Source organism: Ignavibacteriota bacterium (genome assembly GCA_016708125.1).
Lineage (GTDB): Bacteria > Bacteroidota > Ignavibacteria > Ignavibacteriales > Melioribacteraceae.
On the sequence record JADJGF010000001.1, the window covers coordinates 2,118,190 to 2,137,009 of the forward strand.

Genomic DNA, 18,820 nt, shown 5'->3' on the forward strand with positions numbered 1-18,820 from the left:
TATTTAACATTTTAATGTAACATTTAACGAATATGGAATTTACAGATAACAAAATTTTAGACAAACTTTTAGTTCCGAATAAAAATTATTTTGTAATTTCATGGAGTTACAACGGCGAGTTTAATTGTCCGGTATCTTTTGAAAATATGACCGGATACACAAAAGAAGAAATTTCAAGCTTTCCTTACAAACATCATTCATTAACGGAAAATAACGAAGACGAGCAAATTTATAAATCAGTAATACAGCTTAATTTTGATGAGGAAATTAAGCAGATTACAAAAATTTTCAAGATCATTTCAAAAAGTGAAAAACCAATTTGGCTTAAAGAATTTATTTCCGTTGATGAATCAAATTTAAACAATGGATTTCTTAGTCTGCTTGTTGATATTACTGATCTTAAGCAAAAAGAAGTTGAATTTCATGAAATTATTGAAGCTAAAACTGAGCAGAATAATTCTAAAGATAAATTAATTTCAATTATCTCACATGATTTGCGAGCACCATTTACAAGCTTATTAGGATTTTCAGAAATTTTATTGAATGAACAAAATCTTTCCGAAGAAGAGAAAAAAGAATATTTAGAATACATTTACGATGCATCTAAAATTCAGCTTCAAATGGTAAATCATTTATTGGATTGGACGCGGCTTCAAACCGGAGCAATGAAATTTGAACCGCAAAGAATTGAAATTAGAGATATTGTTGAAAACTGTATTTCCGTTTTAACCGGCGTTGCAATTAGAAAAAATATTGAAATAAAAGTTGATGGAGGGAAAGGAATTTTTGTAAATGCCGATGAAAAATTAATTTCTCAAGCAGTTACAAATCTTCTTAGCAATGCCGTAAAATTTACTCCGAGCGGAAAAAAAATAAAAGTAAATATCGGTTTTTTCAAAAATGATATGATTGAAGTTACTGTAAAAGATGAAGGCGTTGGAATTTCTGAAAGCAATCAAATAAAATTATTTAAAGTTGAAAGTAAATTTTCACAAGCCGGAACTGCCGGTGAAAAGGGAAGCGGGTTAGGTTTGGCTTTAGTAAAGGAAATTATTGAAAAACATTCCGGCAAAATTTGGTTTTATTCGGAACTGCAAAAAGGAAGCGAATTTCATTTTACAATTCCAAAAGCTGATGATACAATTCTAATAATTGAAGAACATGAAGATTTACGAAATGAATATCAAAAAGTTTTTGCTGAAAAATATCCAACATTTAATTTATTATTTGCAAAAACCGGATTTGAAGCGTTGAATTTTATTTTAGAAAAAACACCTTCGGCAATTATTTCATATCATAAAATGCCGCTTATGAACGGAGTTCAATTAGTTTCTTCACTCAGAAAAAAAGATATTCATAATAAAGTCTCTGTAATTATTTTAATTGATAAAATTGAAGAGGAAGAAAAATCAGAGTATAAAAAATTCAAAGTAGAAAAATTTGTTGATTTTAAAAAAACACCTCAAGAAATTGGCGAAATATTAGCCGGCGTCATATCTTAAATTCCAACAATTTCAATTTTTTATTTATTTTTAAGTACATTGTTTAACAAATCTGATAAAGGAAAAAATTGCAAAATTCTGAAGTTACGGAAAATAAAAAATGGTACGCACTTTACACAAAACCCCGGCATGAATTTAAAGCTTCAAGTCAATTAACAGCTTGCGGAGTTGAACATTTTTTAGCAACAGTTACAAAAATTAAACAATGGAGTGATAGAAAAAAGAAAGTTACAGAACCATTATTCAGCGGATATATTTTTGTAAGAGGAAATGAAAAAGACAGATTAATTGCATTAGAACAGCAATCAATTGTGCGGACAATTTTTTTTGAAGGCAAACCCGCAATAGTTCCAAATTGGCAGATTGAAAATCTCCAGAAAATGTTGGAACGCGGAACGGATATTTCTTTAACTGAAAATTTAGCAATTGGAAGTCGTGTTAAAATTATTTCCGGTCCGTTTAAAGATGTAGAAGGAATAGTTTATGAAAATGCAAATCAAGATAAAATATTGGCAATAACAATTGATTTGCTTAGAAGAACTGTGATTGTAAAAATTCCAAAGGATAGCGTTATTGAAGCAAAATAAAAAGGATTTGAAATGTTAAATCAAACAAAATTAAATCAATTAAAAAATCAAGATAAGTTAGAACATTTTTTATTGATGACAAGCATTTCTTTAAAAAGTGCAAAAACCGGTAAAAATTTTCTTGATATGGAATTGCGCGATGATACAGTTTCGTTAAATGCAAAAATGTGGAACGGATTTGAAAATTTTGCGGGAAATGCAAAACCCGGATCAATTGTAAAAGTTCTTGGTTCGGTTGATGAGTTTAATAATCAACTTCAAATAAAAGTTGAGAAAATTAGAATTGCTGATAAAAATGATAAAATTGCGATTGATGATTTTCTTCCAAAATCCAAAAGAGATTTTGCCGAAATGGAAAGTGAGTTTAAAACTATTTTAAATTCAATAAAATCAAAATATTTAACTCAATTATTAAAAAATATTTTTACCGAAGAAAATTTTAATAAATATAAAAAAGTTCCCGCGGGAAAATCTTGGCATCACGCTTATATTTCCGGATTGTTAGAGCACACTTTGGAAATTATTAAAATTTGTGAACTGATGTGTAAATTTCATTCTGAAGCAAATCGTGATTTACTATTAACCGGCGCAATTTTACATGATTTTGGAAAAATTGAAGAGTTAGATTTTACAACCGGATTTGATTATACGGATAAAGGAAAATTAATTGGACATATAGTAATTGCGGCAAATATTATTGAAAACGAATCCAAAAAAATTGAGAACTTTCCGGAAGAATTAAAAAATCAACTTTTGCATATTGTGTTAAGTCACCAAGGAAAATTAGAATTTGCTTCTCCTGTAATTCCTAAAACTTTAGAAGCAATAATACTTTATCATGCCGATGAATTAAGCGCGAAAGCAAATGCATATAAAAATGCAATTCTTTCTGAAAAGAGAAGTGGAAATAGTTGGACAAAATATTTACCACTTGCAGAAACTTCATTATATCTAAAAGATGTAAATGATTTAAATGATGAATTTAAGGAAACGTTGTTTTAATAAGTTTCTAAATTTTAATAAAGTCATTCTGAGGAGTTCGCTTCAAAGAACGACGTAAGAATCTCTGGTTTAAAAAAGAGATTTCTCTTCCGATAAAATTCATCGGAATCGAAATGACAAAATTTTAAATATAAAATAATTTCAAGTTTCAAATATTTTTTTATGGAATTCAAAAAAGAATTTATAGAAAAATTAAAGACTGCCGACACACTATTATTTTTTACGGGCGCTGGAATTTCTGCGGAAAGTGGAATTTCTACATTTCGCGGAAAAGATGGTTTATGGAATAAATTAAAACCGGAAGAACTTGCAAACTTTAATGCATTTATGAAAAATCCCGATATGGTTTGGGAATGGTATCAATACAGAAGAAAAATTGTTGAAGAATCTAAGCCAAATAACGGACATTTAGCAATTGCAGAATTGCAAAATTTTTATGAAGTTTTTGTTGCAACACAAAATGTTGATAATTTACACGCTCGCGCAGGAAGTAAAAATATTGAAGAATTGCATGGAAGTATTGTAAGAAATTTTTGTATTGATTGTAAAACTTTTTATGAACATCAAGATTTTATGTTTGACAATAAAGTTCCCAAATGCCCAAAATGTAATGGACTAATTAGACCGGATGTTGTTTGGTTTGGTGAAAATTTACGTGGAAATGCTTTTCCAAATAGTGAACGAAATGCAAAAAAATGTGATATTTGTTTTATTGTTGGCACAACGGGAATTGTTTATCCAGCAGCTTATATTCCATTTACGGCAAAAGAATATGGCGCATATTTAGTTGAAATAAATATTGAACCAACCGAAATGACTTTCAATGTTAATTATTCAATCATGGGAAAATCCGGAGAAATTTTGCCGGAGATTTTGGAGTTGGTGAAAAAAATGAAAACGAAAAAATAAAAAAATGTTAAAGATCCGATCTTTTGAAAAGATCTGATCTTATTAATGAGGATAAGTCTATTTTTCAATTAAACAAATTTCTTCTTCCGCATAAGTATTTTCAGTTTCGCAAACTCTAACTTTTATGTGAGTTATATTTTTAGGCAATTTCTTTTCGGAAATTTTTCTCAAAAAATAATTGCACAAATTCTCTGCGGTGCTTTCAAAATCAACAATTACATGGGCTGAGTTTAATTTCTTAATTACATCAAGTAATTCAAAATCTTTATCACTTATAATTACTGCGTGATCTAGTTCATCAACAAGCGGACCAACAATTTCTTTTACATCAAAATAATCTAAAACCATTCCATCATTATTTACATCTCCGGAAAATTCAACAATTAATTTGTATGAATGTCCATGGAGATTTATACATTTGCCTTTGTGGCATTGTAATCTGTGACCCATTTCCCATCTAAATTCTTTTGCAATTTTCATACGCCTCTTTGGTTTGGTTCCCAAATATGTTTATGTAATTGAATTTGAAATCTTACATTTAAATTATCTTGTAAAATCCATTCGGATAATTGTTTGTATTCAATTTTACCAAAAACCGGAGAAAAAAGTATTTCACATCTGTCATCTAATTTATATTCATTAATCAAATTTTTCGACCATTCAAAATCTTCTCTATCGCCAATTACAAATTTTACTTCATCATTCGGTTTTAGAAAATTAATATTTTCATAGAAATTTTTCTTTTCCATTTTGCTTGATGGAGTTTTGAAATCTAAAATAATTTTTACTCTTTTGTCAACATTTTCGATTGATAAACTTCCGCCGGTTTCCAACAAAACTTCATAATTTTGATCGGAGAGAATTTTCATTAATTCCAAACTTTCTTTTTGAACGAGCGGTTCGCCACCGGTAATTTCAACTAAATTGCATTTGTATTTTTTGATTTCTGTTAAAATTTCATTGATTGAATAATCTTTACCTTCGTAAAATGAATATTCCGTATCGCAATAAGTGCATCTTAAATTGCAAAATGTTAATCGTATAAAAATACAAGGCAAACCAACTTTTGAACTTTCGCCTTGAATTGAATAAAAAATCTCGTTTATTTTAATCAATTTCTAACTTTCTTTTCATTTTATGTGCAAAAATACTAATAAAATAGAAGTTTTTGTACATTTTAAAGTTGCAGTTGAAAAATAAATTTTCTAAGTTTATTGTCTTAAAAAATTTTGTAAGGTAAAGAATGGCAAATCATAAATCTGCTAAAAAAAGAGCAAAAACTAGTGAAAAAAAGAGATTGATAAACAAAGCTTCAATGTCTAAAGTAAAAACATTAGTTAAAAATGTTCTTGATTCTAAAGAAAAAGAAACTGCAGAAGTTAAATTGAAAGACGCTGTTGCATATTTGGATAGAGTTTCCGGGAAAGGTAAAATTCATAAAAATAATGCTGCAAGAAAAAAATCACAATTAACAAAATTTGTTAATTCATTAACTGCGTAAATTCTGAAATTTTAGTTACATATTAGAATAGATGATAAAGCGATCTTGGAATTTCCCGATCGCTTTTTGCTTTTAAAAACCTAACATTTTATAATTCATCAATTGCGTCAATTCCTTCCGGCATCGGAAGAAAGAATCTAATATCTTGAATTTTTCCGTCTTTTCTAATTAGTTTATCAACTTTTTTCTTAATCAAAACACTGTGTTCGATAAATAAATCATCATCTACAATTGAACCAAAAACGTAACTGGTTCCTTTTATTATAACGTTTTTTCCAATTCTTGTCGGATGTTCATCGCTTCCGGTAATATTAACGCTTGATTCAATTCTTGAGTTTTCACAAATTGTAATATTTCCTTTTATAATATCGCCCCAAAGAATTTCTACGTTGTCTTTCAATTCTAACTTTTGATTTGGAAAACAAGAAAGGTGAACATTTTCACCAATAATTATATTTTGTCCGAAAATAACATTCCCCATTACATAAACATTTTTTCGCAATTTTATGTTATAATTTAGTTTAACACCTTCGCCAACGTAAACGCCTTTGCCGATTTTAACATCCAACGGCTGACCTTTTTTATCTGCTTCAATTATATTTTCCATAACATCATCAGCAATAAAAAAATCATCCGGATCATCAATTTCAATTATATCTTTTAATTTTTCATATGCATGTTTTCGGGCAATATCATCCATTTCTTTCAACACGGATTTATTGTTAAATCCCATAATTACATGCTGCTGCTCGGCAATTACGGCTCCGACAGATAAATTATTTTGGTTGAAAAGAGCAATTAAATCTGTTATATAAATTTCACCTTGAGCATTATTGCTGCTTATTTTGTTTATAAGTTTTACAAGAAAATTAAATTTAAATGCGAAAACACCGGAGTTAAATTCATTATTTTTGATAAGTTCTTCTTTTGTAAAACTATAATTTCTTCCGTTAAAAATTCTTGTGTAAGGAATTTTTTCATCCAATCTTAAAATATCTTTGTACTCAATAATCTCAATTACCTTTCCGGTATCTTTGCCGGAAGATTTTCCATTATCATCGATTGGTTTTACTCTAACAATTCTTCCGTAACTATTTTCATAAGGATCTTTTCCATCATACATTCCGGTTAAAACCATCATATCGGTTTTGGATTTTAGAAATTCTTTTTTGAACCTAATTAATGTTGCATCATCAATTAAACCCATATCGCCCGGAAGAATATAAACTGTTCCGTTATACTTTTCTTTTTCAATTTTCTTTAGCGCAATTTGAACTGCGTGTCCGGTTCCTTGCTGAACTTCTTGAAATGCGAAAACATTATTTTTTTTATTTCCGATAACTTTAATAACATTTTCGGCTTTTATTCCCGTTACAATTATTGAGTTAGATTTTGAAAGTCCGTTTTTGCAAGCTTCGTAAACACGTTGAACAGTTGATTTTCCCCAAATTTTATGAAGCATTTTTGAAGTTTGAGATTTTATTCTTTTTCCGTGACCCGCCGCTAAAATGATAGCAGTTTCCGAATTTTTATAATTGAACTCTGATGAATATTCTTTTATCAAATCATTAATTGGTGAACTTTTTTGTTGCGACATTATTTCTCCAGATTTTTTTTCTAGTAAATAAATTTGATGGGAGCTAATAACAAGGAATTATTTTCAATTTCCAAATTTGTTTTGGTTTTTATTTTCAATTGCGGTTTTAATTTCGCGAATTCTATTATCAAATTTTTCGGTTAATTCCGGTTTAGCAATTTTAAGTTTTTCAAAAATTTCTAAAGCTTCCGTAAAATTTTCTTGCGATGCATAAATTTCTGCAAGAGTTTCCGTAACAATTGGTTCATTATCGAAATTAATTTCATCTGAATTAATTTCTTCATTTGAAATTAATTGTTCTGTATCAATATTATCAAATTCATGATTATCAATTACTGATTTGTAGAAAAAATTATTTTGAGAATTTCCTAAATCCAAATTGATATCATCTTTTTTTAATCTAATATTTTCTATAAGCTGATGATAAAAATCTAATGTTTTTTTATCGTTTAGAAGATTATCACCTTTAAGTAAATTTTGTTTGGAAAGTTCAAATTGATTGTTATAAGCATCCGCAACTGCCTTTAGAAAAAAGACAGTTGGGTGATACGGAAATTTTTGTGAGGCTTTTTCGAATAACTCTATTGATTTCTGAATGTTTTTTTTTTCTAATTCTTTAGATGCTTCATAAACAATTAACGGAGATTCTTTGTTAAATTCGTAAATGAGAGCAAATTTATCCATAGAAATTAAGATTTATTTTCTAAAGCATGTTTTATTGATAATCCGGCAACAGATGAAAATCCCAAGAAAAACATTAAGTGAAATGGTAATGCTGCAATTTCAAAAAAGTATAGTGATGCAACAACGCCAATTAAACAGTAAACAGCTAGAATAATTTCAACCATTATCGTAGAATTTATTTTATTAGATGAAAGATAACTTTCGTTCTTTTTTATTTTGTCTGATTTTTCAACAATTTTGAATTTTGGTGTTCTAACAAATTCACTTTTTCTATCCATTAACCCTTCAAAAACCGCACGCGAATTGTTTACTGCAAATCCCATACTTCCAGCCATAAATATTGGGAAAAGTGCCATTTTTTTTCTCCAATCGGTGTAAACATCTTTTTGTGCATATAGATAAAATAAAAATGAGCTGATAAATGCTAAAACAAAAACGGACATAAAATTAAAAAATATTGCGTAAGGTCCGCTATTTTTAATAAATACAAGCGGAACGTTTAAAATTCCGGCAATAAGAATAAATGGAAAAACAATATTATTGGTTAAGTGAAAAGTTGATTGAATTTTTGTTCTGAATGGAATTTTAGATTTCCAAACCATTGGCAATAATTTTTTTGCGGTTTCGATTGCACCTTTTGTCCATCTGAATTGTTGAGCTTTTAAGGCATTCATTTCCGAAGGTAATTCAGCCGGAGTTGTAAAATCTTTTAAATAAATAAATTTCCATCCGTTTAATTGTGCTCTGTAACTTAAATCTAAATCTTCAGTAATTGTATCGTCATTCCAGTTACCGGCATCTAAAATGCACTCTTTTCTCCAAACTCCGCCGGTTCCGTTAAAATTGATAAAAAATCCGGCTCTGTTTCTAATTGGTTGTTCCATCACAAAATGTCCGTTTAACGCCAAAGCTTGAATTCGAGTTAAAATTGAGTAATCTTCATTAATATGTTCCCAACGAGTTTGAACCATTCCAATTTTAGGATTTGTAAAATATTTTAAAGTCTTTTTCAAGAAATCCGGTTTTGGAACAAAATCAGCATCAAAAATTGCAATTAATTCACCCGTTGCCGATTCTAATCCTTCTTTCAAAGCTCCGGCTTTGTAACCTTTTCTATTACTTCTTCTAACTTGCTTAATATCAAAACCTTCTTTTTGTTTTTGCTCAACAATTTTCTTAACAAGATCAACTGTCATATCTGTAGAATCATCAAGAACTTGAATTTCCATCAAATTTTTAGGATAATCTATTTTGCAAACAGAATCAATTAATCTTTCCGTAACATATTGTTCATTATAGAGTGGAAGTTGAATTGTAACTTTTTTATCAAAATTTTCTACTTCAGAAGGTTCCGGAACGTTGGAAATAAACTTTCTGTAATAATAAAGCATAATTACACCGTGACTTGCAAATACAAGCAGAACAACCATTGTAAGAATGTAAATAATTAAAATAATTTCGTCTAAAACCATTTTATAAATTCCAAAGTTAATAAATTAACTCTTTTAACTAAAAAAGAGTGATCATAAATATACGTAATTTTATCAGATTTTCAATTGTTACCAATCAGATACAACAGCAAGTAAAATTTCTTCCGATAATTTTTCTATTGCTTCTGTAATTGCATTATTTCTATTTGTATAAACATCTCCGGTATTTGAATAATCTGCGTAATCCGAAAAACTTTTCTCAAAAACTGTTTTTTTCATCACAAAATCTTTATAAATAACTCTTGCATTAATTGTTAATCTTATTGTTGAAACAGTTTCTCCGCCTTGAATAATATTTGGAGATTCAGAAATTGAGTTGATTGTACAATCTAAAAGTGCATCCGATTTTGATTTATCTGTTATTGCAAGCGAATTATCTGAAATAAATTTTTCAATCAAAGTGCTGGTAAAATTATCAGCCATGTTTGGTTCGCCGGATCCACTTCTATCTACGGCAAAAGGAATTGCAATTGTTTTTAGATGATTGGGAACAGAACTTCCGGTGAATGAATAAGCGCAACTTGATAAAACTATTGTAATGAAACTTAATAATATTATACTTTTATATTTATTTACTTTTTTTAACATTTCTAAATTTTATACAATTCCTAATTTAATTTTGTTCAAATTTATTCAAAATTCCACAAACATTTTTAACTTTTGATTTTTGATATTTAATTTAGATTCCGTATTCTTTTAACTTTCTGTAAAGAGTTCTTTCGCTAATTCCCAATAAATTTGCGGCTTTTCTTTTACTATCTTTTGTAAATGCTAAAGCTTTTTTTATTGCATCTTTTTCAAGTTTTGTAATCGGAATTATTTCATCCAAATCAAAATTTGCTTCTTCAGATTTTTGCGGAACATTACTTCTATATGCTAAATTTTTAAGCTCATTTAAATCTTTTTTAATTTCGATTAAAGCTCCCAAAATTATTTCTCTATCCAAAGATTCTGTAGATTTCTGTAAAAATATTGGAAGATTTTTATTTTCTTCAATTTTAGGATTTGTTAATAAATTAGTAAACGAATCTTCATTTAAAATTCCGGTTTTGCTTAACGCTGCCGCAGTTTCGATAACATTTTTTAGTTCTCTAATATTTCCGGGCCAAGAATAATTATTTAACAATTCATATGATTCATTTGTTATGTTTGGAGATTCAATCTTGTGATGTTCAGCATAATTATTTAAGAAAAAATTGATCAAAAGTACAACATCTTCTCTTCTTTCACGTAACGGAGGAATATTTAAAGTAACAGCTTTTAATCTGAAAAATAAATCTTTTCTAAATCTTTTTGAATCAACTTCCGTTTGCAAATCTTTGTTGGTTGCGGCAATAATACGAACGTCTACTTTTTTTGTTGTTTCACTTCCCAATGGTAAAAATTCACCAGTTTCTAAAACACGCAATAGTTTTACTTGAGTTGTTAGCGGCATTTCCGCAATTTCATCAAGAAAAAGCGTACTTTTATCTGCCATTTCGAAATAACCTTTTCTGTCATCAATCGCTCCGGTAAACGAACCTTTTTTGTGTCCAAATAACTCACTTTCCAAAATTCCTTCTGGAATTGCTCCGCAATTTACACTAATTAATTGCTTATTTGCCCTTTTGCTTGTATTGTGAATTTCTCGCGCAAATATATCTTTCCCAACTCCGCTTTCTCCGTAAATTAACACAGAAATATCAGATTGAGCAACTTGATGTGCAATATCAATTAAATCTTTAATTTGTTTGGATTTGCCAATTATTTCCATTTTACTAAATTTTGTATGACATTATGACAGTAATATACGACAAAATTATTCAATATTTGATAAAAATGCAATATTTGAAGCGAAATTTAAACTTATCAATTTTAAATATTTAGGTATGATTTCTTGTAAAATCGTCTGTAATAAATTTTTTTGAATTTGTTTTGAACTCAATAAGGAAAAATTTTCTATTCAATTTCTCTAATTTTTCCATCCACAGAAAATTCTGTTTTCAATCTTTTTTGCAAAACTTCGGCATCTGATTGTGAAGAAAACTCTCCAACGGTAACAACATGAAGCTGTAAATTATTTACATTTTTTTGAGAAATATTTGATATTAAACCTTTCTGTATAAATTTATTTTTTAACTCTTGAGCATTTTGTAAATTTCCAAAAGCACCAGCTTGAATTGTATATTTTTTATTTGCTGCAGATTTTTTATTATATGGTTTATTTTCAACTAGAATCATTTCATCATCTTGAATAAAACTTCTATCTGTATTTTTTAGATAAGGTGAATCTGGATATTCTTTGTTGAGCAAAGCTTTCAGAGTTTCAGCTTTTTTATATAGGCCGATTGCATAAAAATATGAGAAACTTCTGAACAAAGCTGCATCGGCAAATTTACTGTTTGGAAAAGTTGAATAGACTAATTCATAAAGTTTTTGTGATTCTTCTCCATTTTCCGTTAAAACCGCTTGAAGAAAAATTACATTTGGATCATTTGCATTTTTCTTTTTGAAGAACTCCAAATTTTCTTTCGCTTCATCAATTTTTCCTTGTTCAATCATTTTTAATTGCGGAATTATATCAACATTTTGTGCAAATGTTTGAGTAGAAAAAACTAATAAAATTATCTTAATCAAATTTTTCATTTATGCAATCTTATGTTTTTCTTCATTAGAAAAATCTACTTTTGTAACAACATCTGCAAATAATGTTCCCGATGTTGCTTTATTAATTTTCACTTTTATGTAATCACCTTTAAAAATATTTTCTTGTGACGGAATTATTACAACTTTATTTGTATCGGTTCTTCCGGCAAGAAATTCATTTGATTTTTTACTGAATCCTTCAATCAAAATTTCCTCTTCTTTACCAATTAAATCTTGATTTATTTCATAAGAAATTTTTTGCTGTTGATCAATAATTTCACTTAATCTTTTTGATTTAGTTTCCTCATCAACATCGTCAATCATTTTAAAAGCTTTGGTTCCTTCCCGCGGAGAATATTTAAACATATAAGCTCCGTCATATCTAACATTTCTCATTACTTCCAAAGTTGCTAAATGATCTTCATAAGTTTCTGTCGGAAATCCGGAAATAATATCTGTAGAAAATGTAACACCCGGAATTATTTTCCTAGCTTTTTCAATTATGTTAAGATAATGTTCAATAGTGTAAGTTCGGTTCATTAAATCCAAAATTCTATTTGAGCCGGACTGAACCGGAAGATGAATATAATTGCACAAATTCGGATGTTCGGAAATTGTATAAAGTAATTTATCGGAAAAATCTTGCGGATGAGAAGTTGAAAATCTCACACGAATTTTTCTATCAACAATTGCAACAGCGGAAAGTAAATCCGCGAAATCCAAACCATTATCATTATACGAATTTACATTTTGTCCGAGTAAAGTAATTTCTTTATATCCTTGATTTGAAAGCTGTTCAACTTCTTTAATTACTGATTCTAAAGTTCGGCTTCGTTCTCTTCCTCGAGTAAATGGAACAACACAAAATGTGCAGAATTTATCACATCCGCGCATTACAGAAATCCACGCAGAAAGCCCATCGTCATTGGCTCTGAACGGAATTAAATCATCATAAGTTTCAGTTTTGGAAAGTTTAACACCAATTCCTTTTTCTCCGGAAAAAGCAAAATCAATAAATTCAGGTAAACGTCTGTATTCATCGGGACCAACAACCAAATCAACCATTTTTTTATCGTTAATTAAATCATCGCGCAATCTTTCAGCCATGCAGCCCAAAATTCCAATTACCAAATTTGGTTTTTCCGATTTCAGAGTTTTAAAGTTTCCTAATCTGCCGTAAATTCTTTGTTCCGCATTTTCTCTAATGCTGCAAGTATTTAATAAAACTACATCCGCATTATTTATATTATTTGTTAAATCATAACCTTTTGTTGATAAAATTCCTTGAACAATTTCCGTATCGGCCAAATTCATTTGGCATCCGTAAGTTTCAATATAGACATTACTTTTTTGCAAAACTTTTCCTTTCTGTAAAACTAAAAAATTTGAATTGAAATTTACTTATATGCTTGTTTAATCTCAAGAATTCAAATCACTTACAAATATAATTCGGTATTGAAAAATTGTACTAATGCAATAAAAAATTTATAACTTTAATTACAAATTTTTATTAAATCGTGAGAACATATGAACTTCCCCAAAATAACTTTTGCTGTTTTAATGATTTTAATTTACTCATGTTCATTTCAAGATTCGGTAAAAGTTGTAAATTTTTCTCCCGAAGGAGAAATTGAAAAAGCCACAAATTTTACAATAGAATTTTCGCAAGATTTAGCTCCAACGGAAAAAATTGGTGAATGGCTTACCGACGAATTTGTTGTATTTGAACCAAAAATAAATGGAAAATTTAAATGGATTGATCCAAGAACTTTACAATTTTCTCCAGATTTTTCTCTTGATGCTATGCAAAATTATACTGCAAAAATTTCAAGCAAAGTTTTGTTTAATAAAAATCTCAGCACGGATTTTGAAACTTTTAATTTTAACACACCACATTTTGATGTAACAAAAGCAGAATTTTTCTGGACACAAATTCCAAATAAATCGTATGTAACAAGTATTCAATCAAATCTTTATTTCAATTATCCGGTTCAGCCAAATGAACTTTCATCGCATCTTATAATTACAATTGATGGAAATAAAATTTCTAATTTTGAAATCACCACAACAGCTTCATCAAATATTATTGCAATAAGTTTAGGTGAAATAAAACAAACTACAGAAAATCAAAATATTGTTGTGGAAATTTCAAAAGGATTAAAATCAATTTTAGGAAAAGAAGGTTTAGTTGAAAATAGAAAATTTGATTATGAATTATCAAAAATTACTAAACTTGATATTTCTGATGTTGTTTCCGGATTTGATGGAAACAACGGCTGGATTGATATTTATTTGAATCAAACAATAATAAAAGAAAATGTTGATAATTATATTTTGCTAGAACCAAAAGTAGAATTTGAAACTCAAGTTTATGATAATCACATTAAAATAATTACTAAAGGTCAAACTGAAAATACATTTACTCTAAAAGTGAAAAAAGGTTTGCAAGGCTTGTACGGAGGCTCGCTTGATAGAGAATATGAAAGAGTTGTTTCACTTTTAAATGTTGATCCGGCAATAAATTTTTCCGATAAACAAGGAAAATATTTAATGCTTCCTGGATTGAAAAATCTTTCTGCAAATATTGTAAATATTGATGCAGTCGATATTGAAGTTTCGCAAATTAATAAAAATAATATTATGTATTTCAAAAATAATTTCACAAATGATTATTGGGGATATTACAGTTACGATTATTATTTAAATCCACACGAATCCGATGACAGTTATGGTAAAGCGTTATATAAAGAAAAAATAAAATTAAATTCATCGCAAAATTGGATGAACACAATTAATATAAATTTAGAAAAAGCAATAACCCAAAATGAAAAAGGAATATTTTTAATCGAAATAATTTCTAATGAAGAAAGATGGATTAAGGATAGAAAAATTGTTGCGGTTTCTGATTTTGGAATAATTACAAAAAAAGCAAAAAATGAAATGATTGTTTTTGTTAATTCAATTTCTAAAGCAGAACCAATAGAAGGAGCAAAAGTTGAAATTTATTCAACTCACAATACTTCAATGCTGGAAGGCGTTACGGATAAATTTGGTGTTGTAAAATTTAGTTTAGAAAATGGAAAGAACAAAGATGAATCACCAAGAATAATTTTTGTTGAAAATGAAAGTGATTTTAATTATTTGGATTTACGCGAATCTTATGTTGAAACTTCCAGATTTGATGTTGGCGGTTTTTCTGATTATTCAGATAACTACAAAACATTTATATATGCTGAGAGAAATTTATATCGACCCGGAGAAAAAATTAATTTAAGCGGAATTTTACGAAATGAAAAAATGGGAATAATTTCCGATGAACCCATTTTGCTTAAAATTATTTCACCGACCGGAAAAGTTTTTGAAGAATTTCCAAAAACATTAAGTGAACAAGGATCATTTGAACAATCTTTTGCAATGCCGAATTATGCACAAACCGGATTATACAAAGCTGAACTTTACAATGGTGCTAAAAAAATAATTGGCTCATATAATTTTAGTGTTGAAGATTTTGTTCCAGATAAAATTAGAGTAAACTTTAAAGTCGATAAACAAAAAGTAACTCCGGGTGAATCTGTTAAATTAAATTTGGACTCAGAATTTTTATTCGGTGCAAAAGCTTCACAGCTTAAATACGAAGGAGAAATTCAATTTCGGCATACAGATTTTGTAAGCAATAAATTCACAAATTTTTCATTTAATAATTATGTCGGTGAAAATTCATCAATAAGTAATTATACATTTGATGGAACTTTGGATGAAAATGGTCAAGTTGAAATTAATTATACAACTCCGGAAAAATTAATTAGCGGCGGAAAAATTTCTGCATATGCGTATTCAAGTGTTTTTGATTTGACCGGAAGAACTGTAAATCGCGTTGTTAATTTTGATATCTTCACAAAAAATAATTTTATCGGAATCAAATCACCGGATTATTATTTGAACATAAATCAGAACTATAATTTTGAAATCGTCTCTGTTGATAAAGATGATAAACCATCAAAAAGTTTTAATGGAATTGCAAAATTAGTTAGGTATAAATGGGATTCTGTTTTAAGAAAAGATTACGACGGAAGAAATCATTATACTTCGGTAAAAACAGAAATCGTAGAATGGGAAAAAGAAATATCTATTAGTGGAGTTCCTTCAAAAATAAATGTTAATGCAAAAAGTACCGGACAATATGAATTAAGAATTTCTGAAAAAGAAAATCCCGCATATTACAAAACGGAATTTTATGTTTATGGTTGGTCTGATTTAACGGTTTCAAATTTTGATATTGATAAAGAAGGTAAAGTAGAAATTGTTCTTGATAAAAAAAATTACGAACCAAATGAAAAAGCAAAAGTCATTTTCAAATGCCCATTCTCCGGCAAACTGCTTCTCACATTGGAGAGAAATGGAATTTATGAATATAAATATTTGGATGTAAAAAATAATTCTGCTCAAACTGAAATTAGTTTAGCAGAAAGTTATATGCCGAATGTTTTCATTTCTGCAACATTATTTAAACCTCACGGAAAGGAAAGTGAGTCACCATTTTTAGTTGGACATGGATATACTTCAATCAGCATTGAAAAAAAATCTAATAAATTACCAGTAAAAATTATTTCTGCAGAAAAAGTTAAACCAAATTCTAAACAAGAAATAACAATTAAAACAAATCCGAATAAAAATATTTATGTAACATTTGCTGCTGTTGATGAAGGAATTTTGCAAATCAAAAATTTTGAAACTCCGGATGCTTACAAAATGATGTATGCAAATCGTCCTTTGAAAGTTGAAAGCTACGATCTTTATTCACTTTTATTGCCCGAAGTAATTTCTAAAAAATCTTCTTCCGGCGGAGATGATTTAGCTCAGCAATTGAAAAAGAGAGTAAATCCCGTAACTTCCAAACGCTATAATTTACTTTCTTATTGGAGCGGAATTAAGAAAACAAATTCTAATGGCGAAGTGAAAATTAATTTACAAATTCCACAGTTTAATGGTGAAGTAAGGTTAATGGCTTTGGTCTATGATGGACCTAAATTTGGATCATCTGATAAAAGTATTAAAGTTTCGGATGACTTAATTCTAGAACCGGAAATGCCAAGATTCCTTTCTGCAAATGATAAGCAAATTTCAAATGTTACTTTGATAAATACCACAAATAAAAAAAGTAAAGTTATTATTAATGCAACAGTTTCAGGTCCGATAGAAATTATTTCTGATAAATATAGAACAGTTGAAATAAATCCGAATTCAACTGCAACCGTCCAATTTAATTTGTCAGCAAAAAATGAAATTGGCAATGGAAAAATAATTTTTGAAACAGAAGGATTAGCAAAAGTAAAAGAAGAAATAAATATTGGTATTAGAACAGCTTCACCGTTGGTTGTTGAAAGCGGTTCGGGAGAAATTAAAGCTGGCGATAAACTAGAAATAAATTTGCCAAATTATTTTATTAAATCAACACAAAGTTCAACTCTTACAATTAGTAAACTTCCGGTAATAAAATTTGCAAAACAATTGAAATATCTTCTCGGATATCCTTATGGCTGTGTTGAACAAACTGTGTCTAAGGTTTTTCCTCAATTGTATTTTGGAGATATTGCGAAAAATATTAATCCAAAATTATTTGAAAATAACAATTCTATATTTTTTGTTAATGAAGGAATTAAAAAATTAGAATCAATGCAACTTTATGATGGATCAATTTCTTATTGGCAAGGTTCTAACGAATCAAATTTTTGGGGAACTGTTTATGCAGCTCATTTTTTAGTTGAAGCAAAAAAAGCTGGATTTTATGTTGATGAAAATGTTTTCACAAAATTAATTTCTTACTTGGGAAGAAAAGTTAAAGAAAAAAATATTGTTGATTATGTAACTTATTCGAACAATCAGAAAACAATAATTAAAATTGCACAAAAAGAAATTATTTATTCTTTATATGTTTTAACACTTGCTAACAAAGGCGATATTTCAACTATGAATTACTATAAAGCCATGCCGCAGCTACTAACAAATGATACAAAATATTTATTGGCGGGTGCATTTGCTTTAATGGAAAAGAGAAATTCATTTGCGGAATTAATTCCAAATAATTTTAACGAAGAAAAAACAGAAAGACTTTCCGGAGGATGTTTTGATTCAAACATTAGAGCCAATGCAATTATGTTAAATGTACTATTGGAAGTTGATCCGAGTAATTTACAAATTCCGGTAATTGTAAAATATTTAAGTCAAAATTCTGAAAATATTTATTCAACACAAGAAACTGCATTTACGTTTCTTGCTCTGGGCAAAGCTCTTAAATCGCAGACAAAATCTGATCTGCAAGTTGATGTAATTTCAAATGGTAAAAATCTTGGAACATATAAAAATTCGGATATTACAATTTCCAATAATAATCTTCACTTGGGTAAAATAAATTTAAATGCAAAAGGTGAAGGAAAAGTTTATTACTTCTGGAATACAGAAGGAATAAGTACGAAACCGGATGTGAAAATTATTGATTCACAAATGAAAGTTAGAAGAACATATTATAACTACAGAACTAAAAATGAAATTACAAACAATAAATTTATACAAGGTGATTTGATTGTTTGCAAAATATCTTTAACAGGTGGACAAAGATCAGCCGAAAATATTGTTATATCTGATTTAATTCCAGCCGGATTTGAAAATGAGAATCCTCGACTTTCGACTTCTACAAATCTTAATTGGCAAAATAAAAACAGCATGAATGTTCAGTATATGGATGTGCGCGATGACAGATTAATTCTTTTTACAAATTTAAAAGCAAACACAACAAATGATTTTTATTACATGCTGCGCGTTGTAAATAAAGGTGAATATCAGCTTCCGGTAATTGGTGCGGAAGCAATGTATGATAGGGATTATCACTCATTCCATGGTGATGGAAAAATTATTGTTGAGTAAAT

General features: G+C 28.7%; 15 protein-coding genes. 6 read left to right on the plus strand and 9 right to left on the minus strand.

Translation table 11 applies throughout. The features are described 5' to 3' along the window. Window positions 1–32: 32 nt before the first annotated feature. The 4 genes from IPH62_09350 (at window position 33) to IPH62_09365 (ending at window position 4,000) form a co-directional block, all read left to right on the plus strand. Window positions 33–1,502 (plus strand): response regulator, encoded by a 1,470-nt coding sequence (locus tag IPH62_09350; GenBank protein MBK7105477.1) that lies wholly within the window; start codon window positions 33–35, stop codon window positions 1,500–1,502. Window positions 1,503–1,570: 68 nt separating this feature from the next. Continuing rightward, complete coding sequence (locus IPH62_09355; protein ID MBK7105478.1) at window positions 1,571–2,089, plus strand: UpxY family transcription antiterminator; 519 nt, start codon at window positions 1,571–1,573, stop codon at window positions 2,087–2,089. Between the two features lie 12 nt (window positions 2,090–2,101). Further along, on the plus strand, window positions 2,102–3,091 hold the full coding sequence (locus IPH62_09360) for an HD domain-containing protein (protein MBK7105479.1): 990 nt from the start codon (window positions 2,102–2,104) through the stop codon (window positions 3,089–3,091). Between the two features lie 162 nt (window positions 3,092–3,253). Further along, the gene (locus tag IPH62_09365; protein ID MBK7105480.1) at window positions 3,254–4,000 is read left to right on the plus strand and encodes an NAD-dependent deacylase; all 747 of its coding nucleotides are present in this window, start codon (window positions 3,254–3,256) and stop codon (window positions 3,998–4,000) included. Window positions 4,001–4,057: 57 nt separating this feature from the next. Here IPH62_09365 and IPH62_09370 read toward each other — a convergent pair whose 3' ends face one another. Next, window positions 4,058–4,480, minus strand: a complete 423-nt coding sequence (locus IPH62_09370; GenBank protein ID MBK7105481.1) for a 6-carboxytetrahydropterin synthase — start codon at window positions 4,478–4,480, stop codon at window positions 4,058–4,060. Next, the gene (queE, locus tag IPH62_09375) at window positions 4,477–5,115 is read right to left on the minus strand and encodes a 7-carboxy-7-deazaguanine synthase QueE (protein ID MBK7105482.1); all 639 of its coding nucleotides are present in this window, start codon (window positions 5,113–5,115) and stop codon (window positions 4,477–4,479) included. The genes IPH62_09370 and queE overlap by 4 nt, the downstream gene beginning before the upstream one ends. Before the next feature lie 128 nt (window positions 5,116–5,243). On the opposite strand from queE, the gene rpsT reads away from it, so the two are divergent. Further along, window positions 5,244–5,501 carry a 30S ribosomal protein S20 gene (gene rpsT / locus IPH62_09380; GenBank protein ID MBK7105483.1) on the plus strand — a complete coding sequence of 86 codons (258 nt, stop codon included), beginning with the start codon at window positions 5,244–5,246 and terminating at the stop codon, window positions 5,499–5,501. A gap of 88 nt (window positions 5,502–5,589) precedes the next feature. On the opposite strand, the gene IPH62_09385 is transcribed toward rpsT, so the two are convergent. The 7 genes from IPH62_09385 to miaB form a co-directional block, all read right to left on the minus strand. Then, window positions 5,590–7,098, minus strand: coding sequence for an NTP transferase domain-containing protein (locus tag IPH62_09385; GenBank protein ID MBK7105484.1), 1,509 nt, complete (start codon window positions 7,096–7,098; stop codon window positions 5,590–5,592). Window positions 7,099–7,161: 63 nt separating this feature from the next. Further along, a complete protein-coding gene (locus tag IPH62_09390) occupies window positions 7,162–7,782 on the minus strand; it encodes a hypothetical protein (protein MBK7105485.1) in 621 nt (206 codons plus the stop codon). Window positions 7,783–7,787: 5 nt separating this feature from the next. Continuing rightward, the gene (locus tag IPH62_09395; protein ID MBK7105486.1) at window positions 7,788–9,254 is read right to left on the minus strand and encodes a glycosyltransferase; all 1,467 of its coding nucleotides are present in this window, start codon (window positions 9,252–9,254) and stop codon (window positions 7,788–7,790) included. An 87-nt stretch (window positions 9,255–9,341) separates the two neighbouring features. Next, window positions 9,342–9,860: an LptE family protein gene (locus IPH62_09400; protein MBK7105487.1), complete on the minus strand. Its 519-nt coding sequence runs from the start codon at window positions 9,858–9,860 to the stop codon at window positions 9,342–9,344. Window positions 9,861–9,951: 91 nt separating this feature from the next. Further along, complete coding sequence (locus tag IPH62_09405) at window positions 9,952–11,025, minus strand: sigma-54-dependent Fis family transcriptional regulator (protein ID MBK7105488.1); 1,074 nt, start codon at window positions 11,023–11,025, stop codon at window positions 9,952–9,954. 185 nt (window positions 11,026–11,210) lie between these two features. After that, window positions 11,211–11,897, minus strand: coding sequence for an SPOR domain-containing protein (locus tag IPH62_09410; GenBank protein ID MBK7105489.1), 687 nt, complete (start codon window positions 11,895–11,897; stop codon window positions 11,211–11,213). Next, window positions 11,898–13,253 carry a tRNA (N6-isopentenyl adenosine(37)-C2)-methylthiotransferase MiaB gene (gene miaB / locus IPH62_09415; protein ID MBK7105490.1) on the minus strand — a complete coding sequence of 452 codons (1,356 nt, stop codon included), beginning with the start codon at window positions 13,251–13,253 and terminating at the stop codon, window positions 11,898–11,900. It abuts the gene before it with no gap. A gap of 171 nt (window positions 13,254–13,424) precedes the next feature. Between miaB and IPH62_09420 the strand changes: the two genes are divergently transcribed. Next, window positions 13,425–18,818 carry an alpha-2-macroglobulin family protein gene (locus IPH62_09420; protein MBK7105491.1) on the plus strand — a complete coding sequence of 1,798 codons (5,394 nt, stop codon included), beginning with the start codon at window positions 13,425–13,427 and terminating at the stop codon, window positions 18,816–18,818. Window positions 18,819–18,820: the final 2 nt, after the last annotated feature.